At 71.0% G+C, this 14,051-nt stretch carries 14 protein-coding genes; 8 read left to right on the plus strand and 6 right to left on the minus strand.

Translation table 11 applies throughout. The features are described 5' to 3' along the window. The first annotated feature begins 71 nt into the window (after positions 1 to 71). From OC490_RS16465 to OC490_RS16480, 4 genes are read left to right on the plus strand one after another with little or no spacing between them, the layout of a single operon-like run. Positions 72 to 986 (plus strand): carbohydrate ABC transporter permease, encoded by a 915-nt coding sequence (locus tag OC490_RS16465; RefSeq protein WP_262058686.1) that lies wholly within the window; start codon positions 72 to 74, stop codon positions 984 to 986. Then, positions 983 to 1,885, plus strand: a complete 903-nt coding sequence (locus OC490_RS16470; protein WP_262058687.1) for a carbohydrate ABC transporter permease — start codon at positions 983 to 985, stop codon at positions 1,883 to 1,885. Before OC490_RS16465 ends, OC490_RS16470 begins: the two co-directional genes overlap by 4 nt. 2 nt (positions 1,886 to 1,887) lie before the next feature. Next, positions 1,888 to 3,618 carry a hypothetical protein gene (locus OC490_RS16475; protein WP_262058688.1) on the plus strand — a complete coding sequence of 577 codons (1,731 nt, stop codon included), beginning with the start codon at positions 1,888 to 1,890 and terminating at the stop codon, positions 3,616 to 3,618. Between the two features lie 50 nt (positions 3,619 to 3,668). After that, on the plus strand, positions 3,669 to 5,504 hold the full coding sequence (locus tag OC490_RS16480; RefSeq protein WP_262058689.1) for a hypothetical protein: 1,836 nt from the start codon (positions 3,669 to 3,671) through the stop codon (positions 5,502 to 5,504). A gap of 3 nt (positions 5,505 to 5,507) precedes the next feature. Here the strand turns inward: OC490_RS16480 and OC490_RS16485 are convergent, their stop codons facing one another. After that, positions 5,508 to 6,173 (minus strand): nucleoside/nucleotide kinase family protein, encoded by a 666-nt coding sequence (locus OC490_RS16485; protein WP_262058690.1) that lies wholly within the window; start codon positions 6,171 to 6,173, stop codon positions 5,508 to 5,510. A gap of 113 nt (positions 6,174 to 6,286) precedes the next feature. Between OC490_RS16485 and OC490_RS16490 the strand changes: the two genes are divergently transcribed. Together OC490_RS16490 and OC490_RS16495 are read left to right on the plus strand one after the other, a co-directional pair. Beyond that, positions 6,287 to 6,682, plus strand: coding sequence for a YybH family protein (locus tag OC490_RS16490; protein ID WP_262058691.1), 396 nt, complete (start codon positions 6,287 to 6,289; stop codon positions 6,680 to 6,682). Between the two features lie 59 nt (positions 6,683 to 6,741). Continuing rightward, positions 6,742 to 7,833, plus strand: a complete 1,092-nt coding sequence (locus tag OC490_RS16495) for a hypothetical protein (RefSeq protein ID WP_262058692.1) — start codon at positions 6,742 to 6,744, stop codon at positions 7,831 to 7,833. A gap of 110 nt (positions 7,834 to 7,943) precedes the next feature. Here OC490_RS16495 and OC490_RS16500 read toward each other — a convergent pair whose 3' ends face one another. After that, positions 7,944 to 8,807 (minus strand): LLM class flavin-dependent oxidoreductase, encoded by an 864-nt coding sequence (locus OC490_RS16500; protein WP_262058693.1) that lies wholly within the window; start codon positions 8,805 to 8,807, stop codon positions 7,944 to 7,946. Positions 8,808 to 9,004: 197 nt separating this feature from the next. Here OC490_RS16500 and OC490_RS16505 point away from each other — a divergent pair, with 197 nt between their 5' ends. Further along, on the plus strand, positions 9,005 to 9,595 hold the full coding sequence (locus OC490_RS16505; protein WP_262058694.1) for a TetR/AcrR family transcriptional regulator: 591 nt from the start codon (positions 9,005 to 9,007) through the stop codon (positions 9,593 to 9,595). A gap of 51 nt (positions 9,596 to 9,646) precedes the next feature. On the opposite strand, the gene OC490_RS16510 is transcribed toward OC490_RS16505, so the two are convergent. Together OC490_RS16510 and OC490_RS16515 are read right to left on the minus strand one after the other, a co-directional pair. Next, positions 9,647 to 11,269, minus strand: coding sequence for an alpha/beta fold hydrolase (locus OC490_RS16510; RefSeq protein ID WP_262058695.1), 1,623 nt, complete (start codon positions 11,267 to 11,269; stop codon positions 9,647 to 9,649). Positions 11,270 to 11,402: 133 nt separating this feature from the next. After that, positions 11,403 to 11,786, minus strand: a complete 384-nt coding sequence (locus tag OC490_RS16515) for a DUF5997 family protein (RefSeq protein WP_262058696.1) — start codon at positions 11,784 to 11,786, stop codon at positions 11,403 to 11,405. Positions 11,787 to 11,844: 58 nt separating this feature from the next. Between OC490_RS16515 and OC490_RS16520 the strand changes: the two genes are divergently transcribed. Continuing rightward, positions 11,845 to 12,624 carry a LysR family transcriptional regulator substrate-binding protein gene (locus OC490_RS16520; RefSeq protein WP_262058697.1) on the plus strand — a complete coding sequence of 260 codons (780 nt, stop codon included), beginning with the start codon at positions 11,845 to 11,847 and terminating at the stop codon, positions 12,622 to 12,624. Between the two features lie 45 nt (positions 12,625 to 12,669). Here the strand turns inward: OC490_RS16520 and OC490_RS16525 are convergent, their stop codons facing one another. Together OC490_RS16525 and OC490_RS16530 are read right to left on the minus strand one after the other, a co-directional pair. After that, complete coding sequence (locus OC490_RS16525) at positions 12,670 to 13,563, minus strand: M56 family metallopeptidase (RefSeq protein WP_262058698.1); 894 nt, start codon at positions 13,561 to 13,563, stop codon at positions 12,670 to 12,672. Beyond that, positions 13,560 to 13,943, minus strand: coding sequence for a BlaI/MecI/CopY family transcriptional regulator (locus OC490_RS16530; RefSeq protein WP_262058699.1), 384 nt, complete (start codon positions 13,941 to 13,943; stop codon positions 13,560 to 13,562). Before OC490_RS16530 ends, OC490_RS16525 begins: the two co-directional genes overlap by 4 nt. Positions 13,944 to 14,051: the final 108 nt, after the last annotated feature.

Below are 14,051 nucleotides of genomic sequence, written 5' to 3' on the forward strand. Positions count from 1 at the left end.
GCCGCCCACGTTATGCCGGGCTCACGGTGTGAGCCCACAGCAATCCATCCACCAGCACGGAAGTCAGGAAGATGACAAAAAGCGCCGCGGACGTGTCCGTGAGGCCGCCCAGGAAACGACGCAGCACCTACACCCTCGCGCCGCTCGTCCTCATCGCGGCCAACGTCGTGCTCTTCGCGCTGTTCTTCGTGTGGCCGGCGGTGATCGGGCTCGTCTACTCCTTCACGAACTACACCGGTGTGGGGGCGTTCCAGTTCATCGGGCTGGACAACTACCACAACCTGTTCGGGGACTCGACCTTCTACGACGCGCTGACCCGGACGCTGCTGTACGCCGTCCTGTTCGTCCCGCTGAACTTCGCGCTCTCGCTGCTCGCCGCCAATCTGGTGGTGAGCAAGAACGCCAAGGGCGCGTCCGTCGCCCGCGTCATCTTCTTCATCCCGTGGCTGCTGTCGCCCATCGTCGTGGGTGTCCTGTGGCGATGGCTGTTCGGCGAGAACTTCGGACTGGTCAACTACGTCATCGAGAAGTTCGGCGGGTCGGCCGTTCCGTGGCAGTCCAACGCGGACCTGTCGTTGCTGGTGGTGGTGTTCGCGGCGTCCTGGGCCTGGACGGGCTTCTCGATGCTGCTGTTCATCGCGGCGATCAAGAACGTACCGGTGTCGTACTACGAGGCGGCCTCGCTCGACGGCGCCGGCCCCTGGCGGCAGTTCATCAGCATCACGCTGCCTAGCATCGCGCCCACCTCGTTCATCGTGATCCTGCTCAACACGATCAACGCGATGAAGGAATACCCGGTGTTCGTCTCCCTCAACAACGGCGGACCCGGAACGTCGAACAACCTGCTGGTCCAGTACATCTATCAGACCGGCTTCCAACGGGGCCAGATCGGCTACGCGAGCGCCGCGTCGTTCGTGCTCATGCTCATCCTGATGGCCGTCGCGATCATCCAGCTGATCGTCAACCGACGGGTGGAGAACCGATGACAACCACAGACATGCCGCGCAAGGTCGACGCCGGTTCCGGACGGGCCGTTTCCAAGAAGCGGCCCCGCGGTGCGAGCAGTGGTGGGCTCCGCCGGGCCGTACCCGCGACGACACTGCTGTGGATCCTGGCGTGCCTCTACGGGCTGCCGGTGCTGTGGTTCATCCTCAGCTCCCTCAAGCCGGCCAGTGACCTGTTCTCGTATCCGCTGACCTTCATTCCGCACAACCCCACCTTCTCGGGTTACTCCGCGGCGTGGCGCAGCGCCAACTTCTCCCAGTACTTCATCAACACGGCCATCGTGTGCGTGATCACGACGATCCTCACGGTGGGCGTCAGCTGCTGCACCGGGTACGCGCTGGCCAAGTACGACAACAAATGGCTCAAGGCGTTCTTCATCTGCATCCTGGCCACCACGATGCTGCCGGGCGAGGTCATGCTCGCCCCCGAGTTCCTGGTGGTCCGCAACCTCGGCCTCTACAACTCGTTCGCCGGCATCATCCTCCCGGCCGTGCTCACCGCGACCGGCTGCTTCATGTTCCGCCAGTTCTTCATCACGGTCCCCGACGAACTCGTGGAAGCCGCACGCATCGACGGCGCCCGCGAACTGTCGATCTTCCTGCGGATCATGGTGCCGATCTCCCGGCCGATCATGCTGACCCTCGCGATCCTGTCCTTCCAGTGGCGGTGGAACGACTACATCTGGCCGCTGCTGATGCTGAACGACCCGAACAAGTTCACCGTGCAGATCGGCATCCAGAGCATCGTCGGCGCGCAGAACATCAACTGGTCGGTCCTGCTGGGCGCTTCGGTCATCTCGATGATCCCGCTGATCGTTATCTTCCTGGTCTTCCAGCGCTACGTCATGGGCGCCGACATCAACGCCGGCCTGAAGGACTGACCTTGTCCACCCCGATCGACCACGAGTTCGTCCGCGCGGTGGCCGGCGCGGCCGACCGGTCGGCCGCCCCGCTGGCGGCCGACCCCGACGGGCAACTCGCCGGTGTGACCCACCGCGTGCTGGCTCGCCGGGTGAAAACTCTGGTCGCGGCATACCGCTCCCCGGACTCGGCGCTGTACGACAGCCGTCTGGCCGTCGCCGCCGCGCTGGCCCACCTCGGCGCCCTCCGGGTCGCGCAGACCGGCACCGGCCTCTTCGCCGGCGGCGACAACGTGCAGTCACCGCCGGACTCCGCGTTCACCGTCAACGACGTGTGCGACGCGCACGTCCTCGCCGCCGACGCGGGTCCGGAACTGCGCGATGTCACGGCCGCGCTCGCCGAGATCGCCGGCGCCGCCTCCGCCGGCCTTCTGACCGGCGGGGTGCACACCCCGAACCACCGCTGGGAGCTGAGCGCGGCGCTCGCCCGTCTGCACCGGTCGTTCCCGGACGACCGGCTCCTGGACCGCGTCGGGCAGTGGCTCGCCGAGGGCGTCGACATCGACGCGGAGGGCCTGTACTCCGAGCGCAGCGCCGTCTACGCCTCCCACGTCTCCAACCCGTCGCTGCTGCTGCTGGCCGACGTCCTCGACCGCCCCGACCTGCGGGACGCCGTCGAGCGCAACCTCACCGCGACCCTGGACCTCATCAGACCGGACGGCACGGTGGAGACCGTCCACTCGCGACGGCAGGACCAGAAGGGGCGGTTCCCGCTGGCGCCCTACCTCGCGCACTTCCGGCTGCTCGCGATCCGTACCGGCCGGGGCGACCTCAGCCGAGCGGCGCGCTGGGCGGCGGCCGGCGGCATCGACGACCCCGACCTGCTCGCCGCGACCCTCCTCACCCCCGACCTGTGCCGCGAACTGCCGGCACCGGAGCCGGAACCCCTGCCCCGCCACCGGTACTTGACCACGGCACGCCTCGCCTCACGTACCTCCGCCACCGCGCACAGCGTCCTGTACGGCGGCTCGGACGTGCCCGAGCACCGGCGCATCCGCTCGGGCCTCGCCTGCAACCCCACCTTCCTGCGCCTGTTCGCCGGTGACGCCGTCCTCGACGCGGTCCGCCTCTCCCGGGGCTTCTTCGACCTCGGCCCGTTCCGAGCCGCCGACATGCAGCAGCTCGCCGACAACGAGTACCGGCTCACCGAAACCCTCACGGCCGCCTACTACCAGCCGCTCACGCCGGACCGACGACGGGACGACGGCGCCTACCGCATGGCGGACGAGGGGCGCTTCTCCGCCGCGCTGTCCTTCCCGGACCGCGCCCGCGACGAGGTCTCCCACACGACCCGCGTCGAAGCGGACCTGCGGGAGGACGGTGTCGACCTGCGCATCGACATCAGCGGACCACGAGTGCCCTGGTCCCTCGAACTGACCTTCCGCGTGGAGGGAGTTGCCGAGGGAGTCGTGGAGGGCGCCGCACCGATCGGCGACGGACGCTGGTGCCTGACGACCGGGCCGATGACCTACCGGGTCGGCGACGACGAGATCCGTGTCGAGGTCGACGTCGAGGCGGGCGAACCCCTCGCCGGTCCGGACCGCAACGACGTACTACGGTACGACCCGGGGCAGGACTACACCGTGGTGGGCGGCACCGACGCGACGACCGGGAACCGCGTCTACCTCGGCGGAAACGGCCCTCAGACACTGAGCGTCGCACTGCGCACCAGCCGCCACGCACCCGCCATCTGACCCCGACAACCACGCCACGGCCACCTCCGGTACGAAGGGCTGATCCACCCGTGCACCTCCTCCACCAGCGCGGCCCGCTGCACAACCTCCCCGACACCCCGGAGGCCTACGACGCGGTCCTCGCCGACGTCGTCGAGCAGGCCCTGCGGCGCATCACACCGGAGGGCAACCTCGAACACCCCGACTGCTACGACGACATCGGGGACACGTCGCTCGGCATCACGTCACTGCTGGCCCTGGCCAACCAGCGCCTCGACGACCCGCGTCTCCCGGAAGCAGCCCTGCGCAGCCTGTACTTCCACCTCCGTGAGCGGGTGTTCACGGAGGACAACCCCGGCTACCCGAACCTGAAGGTGCGCAACTCCGGTCTCCCGTACGCCCGTTACGTGCTGGAGCCGGGAGCGCACCCGATCGGCGACTGGCCGAGCACGGTGTGGGCGCTGCTCCAGGTGGTCAATGTCGTCGCGGTGGGCGACAGCATCATCCACGACGAACTCCGCTATGAACTGGGCCAGTTGGCGCTCGGTTACTGGCGTTGGCTGACCGAGGCCACCTTCTTCAATCCACAGGAGGCCGGCAACCAGGCGATCGGCTGCGTGGTCGGCGGTCTGATGCTGGCCCGCCAACTGCCCGGCGACGAGGGGAAGGCGGTCCACGAGCGCGCGCTGGGCCTCTATCGCGACGAGATCCGCGCCCACCGCGTGAGCGACCGCGGCGCCCTGCTCCCGCCAGAGCACGGTGGCGCGTACGACAACAACTACGGCCCGATCTCACTCTCCTTCCTCGCGCAGGCGCACATCGTCAGCGGCGAGGACGTCTTCGCCGAGGACGGGGAGGCGCTGGCCCGCTACATCGACGCCCGCCTCACCAACGGCGGCTTCGACAACGGCGGTCCGCGCTACAGCGAGCAGCACTCCGCCTTCGAGTCGGTCCTCGGTCTGCGCTACTTCGGCAGCCGTATCGGCGCGGACATCGGCCGCTACCGGGGCGACAGCCGCTGGGCCCGGCACGCGGTCAAGCCGGACGGGGGAGTGGACGGCCACTTCGCGTGGATGCTGGTCTGGCAGATCCAGGACAGCACGCCCTGGCACCGCACCCCGTCGACGGAGGCGGTCCGTCATCAACTCCGCGCCGGAACCGTGTCGGTGGCCTTCGACAAGAAGATGACCCCGGCGGTGGTCGAGGCCGACGGCACGTACTACCTGCCCGCGGCCGTGAACCGGCAGCACGGATTCGGCCCGGTGCTCGACGGCTTCCTGCTGTGCCGCCCGATGGGCGAGGTACGGGTCCGTGACGTCCGCGCCGACGGCCTCACCGCCAAGCTGGTCACCAAGCCGGTCGTCGGCCGCGACCACGTCCTGCGGCACATCCGGTCCTTGTACGTCACCGACGGCACGCGACTGTGGACGACGGTCGCCGTCGAACGGCTCGACGGCGCACCGTACTTGCTCGCCGGGCTGCCCTACGCGGCGGACGACGGCGACCGGGTGCGCCGGACGGCCGAGGGCGACGTCACCGCCGCGGGCGCCCTGCGCCTCACCCATCCGACCGGCGAGGGCCCGGACCACTTCGACGCCCGCTCCGAACTCTCCCAGCAGGAGGCGGCGTTCGCCCTCGCGGCCGACCCGCGCGGCTACGGCAACCCCGACGAGGGCTGGAGCCACCTGGTCACCTCCACGGCTCTGGAAGCCGATCCGGCACCGGGCGCCCCGGAGGACCTGAACGTGTTCGTCGTCCGCTACGGCCCCGGAACCGAACCGCTCACAGCCGAGTTCACGAGCGGCGAGAACGGTGAACTGACCGTCCGCACCGAGGCGTTCACCGCGGTGATCGGCGACGCGGCGGGCGACGCCCACGGGGAGCCGGAGCTGACGCTCCACGCGTGAGCCTCAGATACGGGGCACGCCGTACGGCGAGGGCAGCGCGGCCGGGGGGATCACCAGATCCGCCCGGCCGCGCGTCGCAGCGACAAGGTCGGCGTTGTGCTGGTCGGTGCCCAACACCCAGGCCACGGCGGTCTCGTGGTCCTTGCCGAACTCCTCGTGCCGGGCGACGAGTCGGCTGACGCGTTCGCCTTCGTCGGCCTCGCAGAACCACACCTCGTCCAGACACGGCCGTACCCGCGCCCATGAACCCGCCTCCAGCAGCAGGTAGTTGCCCTCCGTCACCACCAGCCGGGCCGAGGGCAGCACGGGGATCGCGCCGGCGATCGGCTGCTCCAGAACCCGCTCGAAGCCCGGCGCGTACACGGTCTCGTCGGTCTCCTCGCGCAGCCTCCGCAGCAGTGCCGCGTACCCGGCCGCGTCGAAGGTGTCGGGCGCGCCCTTGCGCTCGCGGCGGCCGAGCCGGTCCAGTTCGACGTCGGCGAGATGGAAGCCGTCCATGGGGACATGCGCGACCCATGGCTCCCCGGTGCCGTTGAGCTCCCGCACCAGGTGTTCGGCCAGGGTCGTCTTGCCCGCGCCGGGGCTGCCCGAGATGCCGAGGACGGCACGCCGGCCGGGGCGGGCGAGAGCGGTGGCACGGGTGAGGAGGTCGTCGAAGGTCAGCGGCACAGGGAGAGTGTGCCATCCGTCTCGGTCGCCCGGCCGGGGCGATGATGTGCCGAAGATCGGGGAGTCGGGTCAGCGAGAGACCATGGAGTGGGGGACAGGAACAGGAGCCGTCCATGCCCGACGACGCGACACAGATCCGCGCCCTGATCACCGACTGGGCCGAGGCCGTCCACCGCGGCGACCTCGACGGCGTACTGGCGGACCACACGGACGACCTCGTCATGTACGACGTCCCGCCACCCCACGCCGGCATCCACGGTCTCGCCGCCTACAGCGCCAGCTGGCCGCCGTTCTTCGAATGGCAGGCACAGGGTGCCCGCTTCGACATCGACACCCTCGACATCACGGCCGGTACGGACGTGGCATACGCCCATGCCCTGCTCCGGTGCGGCACCCCGGAGGAGCTCGCCGAAGACCCCACCCTGCGCCTGCGGCTCACCTTCGGGCTGCGCAAGGAGCACGGCCGTTGGCGGGTCGCACACGAACACCACTCGTTCCCGCACGACTGACCTGCGCAGGACGCCTGGTGATCTACCGGCCGTCACCCGGGACCGACACAATCGCCCGCATGACGATCACCACGGGTCCGCCGCCCACGGTCAACACCCCCGTCGCCGTCGCGCGCGGGTTTCTGACAGGGGTTGTGATCGGGGCGTCACTGACCGCCTTCGTCGCCGGCTGCGTCGTCGAGAGTGTGCCGCTGTGTGTCACGGGTGTGGGCCTGCCCGCGGCCTACGGTCTGCTGTTGCTCCTCGCCGGATCGCCGAGGCGGGCCCGGGAGGCCGCTGTCCCACCGTGCACGGCTCTCGCGATGATCGAGAGTCTGCGGGCCATCGGGGGTGAGTCGAGCGATGTACCGGTGCGGTTCGATCTCACGGTCGCACCGGACGACGCGCCGGCGTTCCGCGTCGGACTCACACAGGACATCAACCTCGTCGACCTGCCCGAGTACCGGCCGCGCGGCATCGTGGTGGTCCAGTACCCGCCGGACCGGCCGTGGCGGGCGAAGATCGTGCACCGGCCGACGACGGACTGGAAGGACCGGGCCGCCAAGGCCGGCCTCGACTCGGCGCCCGCGTCGGCCATGGTGAGCAAGCCGTCAGGGGGCTGTGCCGTCGGCTTCGCCGGTCTCCTCGGTCTGCTGCTCGGCGCGGCCGGTGTGCTCCTGTTGTTCCGCGCCGACCTGTTCGACCGGGACACGGCAGCGCGGTCGTCCTCCTCCGCCGGGCCCTCCGTCTCCTCCACGTCGTCGACCACGGCCGTGTCGTCGGCGTCCGGCACGGTCGCCCTCGGCCCCGGCCAGTCGTTTCTCGACAAGGGCGAACTGCGCCGCGCCGTCGACTCACTCACCAAGGGCAAGGCCACGGGCCAGGCGCTCACCGTCGTCGTACAGGAACGCCTGCTGTCGGTGGTGTTCGCCCCCACCGGGACGGAGGCGTTGGGGTTCGACCCGGGCTCCCTGCCCTACGAACGCTTCCCCGCCCTGGTCGAGGAGGCCAGGACCTCCCTCGGCGTCCGCTCCCCGCGGAGCTGGCAGCTCACGGCCGACCGCCTCACCGGCTCCGTCACCATCCGGGTCGGCGTGACCGGCACCGAAGGCGCCGCCTCGCTGGAGGCGAACGGTGACGGCGAGGTGGTGCGGCGCACCCCGGCACACTGACCGGAGAAGCTCGACAGGCCCGGTGAGCCGATCTTCGGAGTCGTCCGCGGTCCGGAGGCCGCGCTCGCCGACCGGCGAGTGGTCTGACCTCGGCCCCGCCGCACAGGGACCTACGTCAACTCGTCGGCGACCCAGCGTGCGACACCGGCGGGGTAGGGCGCCGACAGTCCGAGCACGATGTGGTGGAAGCCCGCGTCGACGGCCTCGCGGATCGCGTCCCGGGTGACTTCGGGTTTGTCGTAGGACACGGACAGGTGGATCGAGCGCGTGACGGAGGCGGGATCGCGGCCGATGTCGGCGCAGTAGCGGTCGAGGAGCGCGCTGCGGCTGACGGCGTCCTCGATGTCGCCGCCGGGGATGTTCCAGAGGTCGGCGTGCTCGGCGACCACGCGGAGTGTCGCGGCCGAGCGTCCGCCGATGAGGATGGGCGGGTGGGGCCGCTGGACGGGTTTGGGGTTGCCGAACGCTCCGGTGAGGTGGTGGTGGGTGCCGTGGAAGTCGAAGGGCTGCTCCTCGGTCCACAGCCGCCGGATCACCGTGCAGGCCTCGGCGAGGCTCGCCACCGCGGGCGCGGAGCCGTGGAAGGGGAGACCGTGGGCCTCGTACTCGCGCCGGGCCAGGGGATGGTCCGGGCGTGAGCCGACACCGATGCCGAAGTCGAGCCGACCGCCGGAGACGATGTCGACGGTCGTGGCGATCTTGGCCAGCAGCGCGGGCGGCCGGAAACGGTTGCTGGTCACCATCACACCGAGCCGCAGCCGGCGGGTCTGCGCGGCGAGCGCCGAGAGGAGGGTCCAGCCTTCGTAGGCCGGTCCGTCAGGGTCGCCGCCGATCGGCATGAGGTGGTCGAACAGCCAGGCGTGCTCGATCTCCGGGACGGTGTCCGCCTCGCGCCAGACACGCAGGAGGTCGTGGTAGTCGACCTGCATGGGGGCGGTCATGATGCCGAAGCTGGGTCGCGGGGTGTGGGGCATGATGCCGTCCGTCCTTCGACAACGCGCGGTGGTGGGATGGGAGGCGCGGTTTGGTCGCCCGGTCAGGCTCCGACATGACATCATGGCCAAACGGAACCCCGTTCCGGAACGATACGGAACAGCGTTCCGTTTAGCAAGCCCTGCTTGGCTCTGTTCGGCCCTGCTCGGTGAGTCATGAGGTGTGGAGGAAGTGCGCGGTGAGTGAGAACGGCGCGGATGCCGGGAGTGCGGGCCAGTCCAAGCGGGCGGACGCCCGGCGCAACAAGGAGACTCTGCTCGACGCCGCCGCCAAGGTCTTCGTCGCGTCGGGTGTGGACGCTCCGGTGCGCGACATCGCGCGCGAGGCCGGCGTCGGACTCGGCACGATCTACCGCCACTTCCCGACGCGGGCGGATCTCGTCATCGCCGTCTACCGGCACCAGGTCGAGGCCTGCGCCGAGGCGGGTCCCACGCTGCTGGCGAGCAGCGCCACCCCGTACGCCGCGCTACGGGAGTGGATCGACCTCTTCGTCGACTTCCTGGTCACCAAGCACGGACTCGCCGCGGTGCTGAGGTCCGACAGCGCCGGTTTCGAGTCGCTGCACTCCTACTTCCTCGACCGCCTCCTGCCCGTGTGTGCCGAACTGTTCGACGCGGCAGCCGCGGCCGGCGAGGTCCGGTCCGACCTCACCGCCTACGAACTCATGCGCGGCGTCGGCAACTTGTGCGTCGGCGCGGAGGGCGACGACCGCTACGACGCACTCCGGCTGGTCGACGTCCTCGTCACGGGCCTGCGTCTGCCGCGCTGACGTCGGTCCGGTTCCCGCGCGGGTGGCTGCGGGGCCACGTTCCGCCGCCGGTCAGCCGTATCGCTGCAGCAGGCCGTCCACGTAGGCCTCCAGCCGGGCCCCGAGCACCCCGGACGTCAGATCGTCCCGCCCCAGGTCACGCCACGGGCCGGCCAGCTTCGCCCCGTCGGGGCAGTAGTGCAGGGCGTCCAGCAGCCGCCAGTACAAGTGGTCGGAGTCGTCGGCGAGGGCACGACCGCCGTGTGCCTCGTACCGCTCACGGAAGTCCAGCCCGTACGCAGGCCCGTGCAACAGCGCGAGCGCGGTCGAGCAGTGCGCCACGTCCAGGTCGGCAGGTCCCCACGAGGTCTCGACCCAGTCGACGACGCCGGTGATCCGCAGCCCCGGCCCGGCTCCGGTGAAGAGCACGTTCCCGGGGTGGAAGTCGCGGTGCAGGAAGCAGCCTTCGTACGACGGCGGATCGCGGCGGATCACGTCCACCGCGCGCTCCCACAGCGGGCCGTCCGGGGTGCGCACACGCTCCGGGGACGTCCACGCCTGGTACGTGCGTGGCCTTTCGGCCGGTACGACGTCGTGGACGCGGACGAGCTGGGCCGCGAGCAGATCCAGGCGCCGGTCGAGGTCCACCCCGTCCACGCGGACGCGGCCGGGCAGCGCGGACATCAACAGGGTCGGATGGTCGCAGTGTTCGGCCGTGGCGTCCACAGCGACGAACCCGGGAGCCGGGATGTCCTCCTGCCCGGCGAGCAGCGTCAGGACGGACGCCTCGCGGGCCAGCAGCCCGGGCCCGTGGTGGCGGAAGAACGGCTTCACGAAGGTTCGTTGCACCAGGGCCGTGCCGTCGTCGAGCGTGAGCCGACGCATCTGGGAGCTCCAACCACCGGCCAGCAGGCGCGCATCGGTGACCGCGCGGCCGTCGCCGAGTTGCTTGGCCACCCACGCACGCGTGGCCGTCCAGCCACGGCCGTCGACGCCGGTCAGCACCGCCTCCACGAACTCCCGCCGGTCCTCGCCGTGATCGCGGAACCACATTCCCAACCGGTGCTGCGCGTCCGGAAGTTCGAACCGCGTGTACTGGGCGCGTGCGGCCAGCGCATCCTGCACGGCCTCGGTCACCGCCGACGGGATCACCACGTCCGTGCCCGGCACGGCGAGCACCGCCCGGCCCTCGTAGGCCCGCAGTACCTCAAGCGCGGGCGCCTGCCGCCAGCTGTCCGGTTGCCGGATGATCTCGCTGAACCGGCCGTTCCCGTCCCCGAAGGGCACGTCCCACGCCTCGGCCGTGTACACCGCGGGCGCGCACAGCCCCAGCGCGGCCACCCGGTCCCCGTAGTGCCGGACGAGATCCGCCACCGTCTGCCCGCTCATGCTGAAGCCCACCAGGACCAGCGGCCCGTCCGCCCCCGCGTACGCGTCGATCACCGCGACGGCCTGCTCGAACCGTCGCCGCAGGCTCAACTCGCCCAGTTCGCCGGTGCTTTGGCCGTGCCCGGAGAAGTCCAGGGCGACCCCTCGGCAACCGTGGGCCACGAACTCCCGTACCAGTGCAAGCAATCGCTCCGTGCTGCTGGTTCCCGCGCCGTGCAGCACCACGGCGGTGACCCCGGACGGACCACCGCCGTACACACCGCTGAGCCGTTCACCGTCGTGGTCGTGCGTGAAGTCGAGGAGCATGCCCTCCATTCACTCACGCCGTGGCCTTCGCCCTTCGAGCGGCGGCTGAGTTCGGCGGCGCACTGCGCGCGCGGAGGGGCGGCCGTAGGATGCGCGGGGCTTCCCCGTCCCGAGCGCCTTCGTGCCGCGGCCGTCAGTCGTTGTCGGCGTTCTTCTTGTTCTTGATCCGCTCGGCTTCCTTGCGGACCTCGGCCTGGGTGGCGCGCTCCTTCTCCAGCCACTCGGGGCCGTCCTTCTTCAGCGCCTCGATCTGCTCGGTGGTGAGGGGCTCGGTGACCCCGCCGCGGGCGAGACCGGCGATGGAGACCCCGAGCTTGGCCGCGACGACCGGACGCGGGTGCGGGCCGTTGGCGCGCAGCTCGCGCAGCCACTCGGGCGGATTGGCCTGCAACTCGTTCAGCTCGGTGCGGGAGACGTCACCCTCCTGGAACTCGGCGGGCGTGGCCTCTAGGTACACACCCAGCTTCTTCGCCGCCGTGGCGGGCTTCATCGTCTGGGTGGTCTGGTGCGAACTCATACCGTCAAGAGTATCGACCGTGTAAGAGGCCTCCGACCACGGCGGGTAACCTTGCGGGGTGACAGGCTCGGAAGCATCCCCCACGTTCCGGCTCGCGTACGTCCCCGGGGTGACGCCCGCCAAGTGGGTGCGGATCTGGAACGAGCGCCGGCCCGACGTCCCCCTGACCCTCGTACCGGTCCCGGCCACCGAGGCATCCGATGTGCTGCGGCGCGGCGAGGCCGACGCAGGTCTGGTACGGCTGCCGGTCGACCGTACGGTCCTCAGCGCGATCCCCCTCTACACCGAGGCGACCGTGGTCGTGGCCCCCAAGGACCACGTCGTGACGGCGGCCGAAGAGGTGTCCCTAGACGAGCTCGCCGACGAGGTGGTCCTCCACCCCCTCGACGACGTCCTCGGCTGGGAACAGCCGCCCGGGGAGCCCGCGTTCGAGCGTCCCGCGACCACCGAGGACGCGATCGAGCACGTGGCGTCGGGCATCGGCATCCTCTACGTCCCCCAGTCCCTGGCCCGGCTGCACCACCGCAAGGACCTCACATACCGGACGGTCGTGGACGCCCCCCAGTCGGACGTCGCCCTCTCCTGGCCCGAGGAAGCGACCACCGAGCTCGTCGAGGACTTCATCGGCATCGTCCGGGGCCGCACGGTCAACAGCACCCGGGGTCGTACGCCGCCACCGGCCCAGCCGAAGACAAAGGGGAAGCGCACCGAAGCCCCGGCACGCCGCAAGCCCGCCGCCGGAAAGGGGACAGGCAGGACCGGCACGACGGGCAAGAACCCCCGCGGCTCCTCCGGCGGCGCCAAGGGAACCAAGCGCGGCAAGCCCCGCGGTCGCTGACGCCGGCGGTCGGCAGTTCAGACCGGGGCACCTGGTGGCCTCCGCCTAGACGAGGACTCCGGCCAGCATCCGGAACAGATCGTCCGTCGCGTCGGCCGCGCCGAGCGCGGGCAGCGCGCCCAGCGTGAGGACGGCCGCCGCCAGGGGCCACAGGCGTGGGGGCGGGCTCGTCTGCAGCGCCGCGATCCGCCGGGTGACCGCACGGTCGGTGAAGCCCAGCGCGCAGGCGGGGCGCGGGTGTCCGGCGCTCAGGGCGGCGCGGGCCAGGGCGCGGGCGGTGGTGGCACGGTCGCCGACCGCGTCCGCCGCCCGCTCGTCCGCCCACCGTTCCACCAGGAACGCGACCGTGCCCCGCACGGGCCGCAGCAGCGGGTTGGCCGCGGCGGCGAGCGTCGTCGCGGTCACCAACAGGGCGTGCCGGTGGGCGAGATGAGCGCGTTCATGGGCGAGCAGGACCCGGCGTTCCGCCGGTTCGAGGGCGCTCAGCATGCCGGCGGTGACCAGGATCCGGCCAGGTGTGCCGGGGATCGCGAAGGCCTGCGGCTCGGGGGAGGCGGCGACGATCAGCTCGGTGTCCGCCGGGTGGCCCTCGCACAGCCGCCGCAGCGCGCGTCGCGTGCGGCGGTCGGCGCTCAGGGCACTGTGGACGGAGACGAGGAGCACGGCGACGGCGACACCGGCCGCGATCCCGATCACCTCGGGCACCGGTTCGGGCAGCCGGTGCCCGTCCTGCCGGGCCTCGGCGACGACCGGCGGAGCGTCACCGACGAGCGTCGCCGTCAGCAGGAACAGGGACCAGCAGGTGGCCGCCGCGGTGACCACGGTGGCGGCCGTCAGCACCCGTGCGGCCAGCGCCGGAGCCACCCGGCTGCCGATCGCCGGGCTGATCACGGCGAGCAGCACCGACAGCGGCAACGGCGTGTACACGTCGAACCTCATCCCGCGCCCCCGGCCAGCAGGTTGCGCAGCGCCTTCTCCTCCTCCGGCCGCAGACCGCTCACGAACTGCTGGAGCGCGGCGATCGGATCCGGGCCCCGGTCCAGCGCCTCGTGCATCGCCTCGGCGGTCAACTCGGCCGCGTTCTTCGCCGGCCGGTACGCCCCGCGCTGCCCGTCCGCGTCGCGCAGGACCAGCCCCTTGTCGTAGAGCCGCTTCAGGATGGTGTGCACGGTGTTGTAGGCGAGCGGGCCGTCGATCTCGGCCTGGATCTCGGCCGGTGTCAGGGGGCGGTCGGTCGCCCAGAGCGCGGCGAGGACCTCGCTCTCCAGTTCACCGGCGCTGCGCCGTTCCGCCCGGGCCCGCGGGTCTGTGCCAGCCATGGGCGTCACCTTACAGCGTGTAGGGCGCGACGCGCCTACCGTTGGCGCTCTGACCAGGCCCTCTGGCCTGGTCGGGCGAACTGGCATCCGGTTCGGGGATCCGCATCG

Source organism: Streptomyces sp. STR69 (assembly GCF_024519455.1).
GTDB lineage: Bacteria > Actinomycetota > Actinomycetes > Streptomycetales > Streptomycetaceae > Streptomyces.

What these genes read in the sequence shown, in the direction of transcription:
- OC490_RS16515 (WP_262058696.1), bottom strand. Translation starts at nt 11,786, where the DNA reads ATGAGTTCGCACCAGACCACCCAGACGATGAAGCCCGCCACGGCGGCG.
- OC490_RS16495 (WP_262058692.1), top strand. Translation starts at nt 6,742, where the DNA reads ATGACGATCACCACGGGTCCGCCGCCCACGGTCAACACCCCCGTCGCC.
- OC490_RS16510 (WP_262058695.1), bottom strand. Translation starts at nt 11,269, where the DNA reads ATGCTCCTCGACTTCACGCACGACCACGACGGTGAACGGCTCAGCGGT.
- OC490_RS16500 (WP_262058693.1), bottom strand. Translation starts at nt 8,807, where the DNA reads ATGCCCCACACCCCGCGACCCAGCTTCGGCATCATGACCGCCCCCATG.
- OC490_RS16530 (WP_262058699.1), bottom strand. Translation starts at nt 13,943, where the DNA reads ATGGCTGGCACAGACCCGCGGGCCCGGGCGGAACGGCGCAGCGCCGGT.
- OC490_RS16470 (WP_262058687.1), top strand. Translation starts at nt 983, where the DNA reads ATGACAACCACAGACATGCCGCGCAAGGTCGACGCCGGTTCCGGACGG.
- OC490_RS16490 (WP_262058691.1), top strand. Translation starts at nt 6,287, where the DNA reads ATGCCCGACGACGCGACACAGATCCGCGCCCTGATCACCGACTGGGCC.
- OC490_RS16465 (WP_262058686.1), top strand. Translation starts at nt 72, where the DNA reads ATGACAAAAAGCGCCGCGGACGTGTCCGTGAGGCCGCCCAGGAAACGA.
- OC490_RS16525 (WP_262058698.1), bottom strand. Translation starts at nt 13,563, where the DNA reads ATGAGGTTCGACGTGTACACGCCGTTGCCGCTGTCGGTGCTGCTCGCC.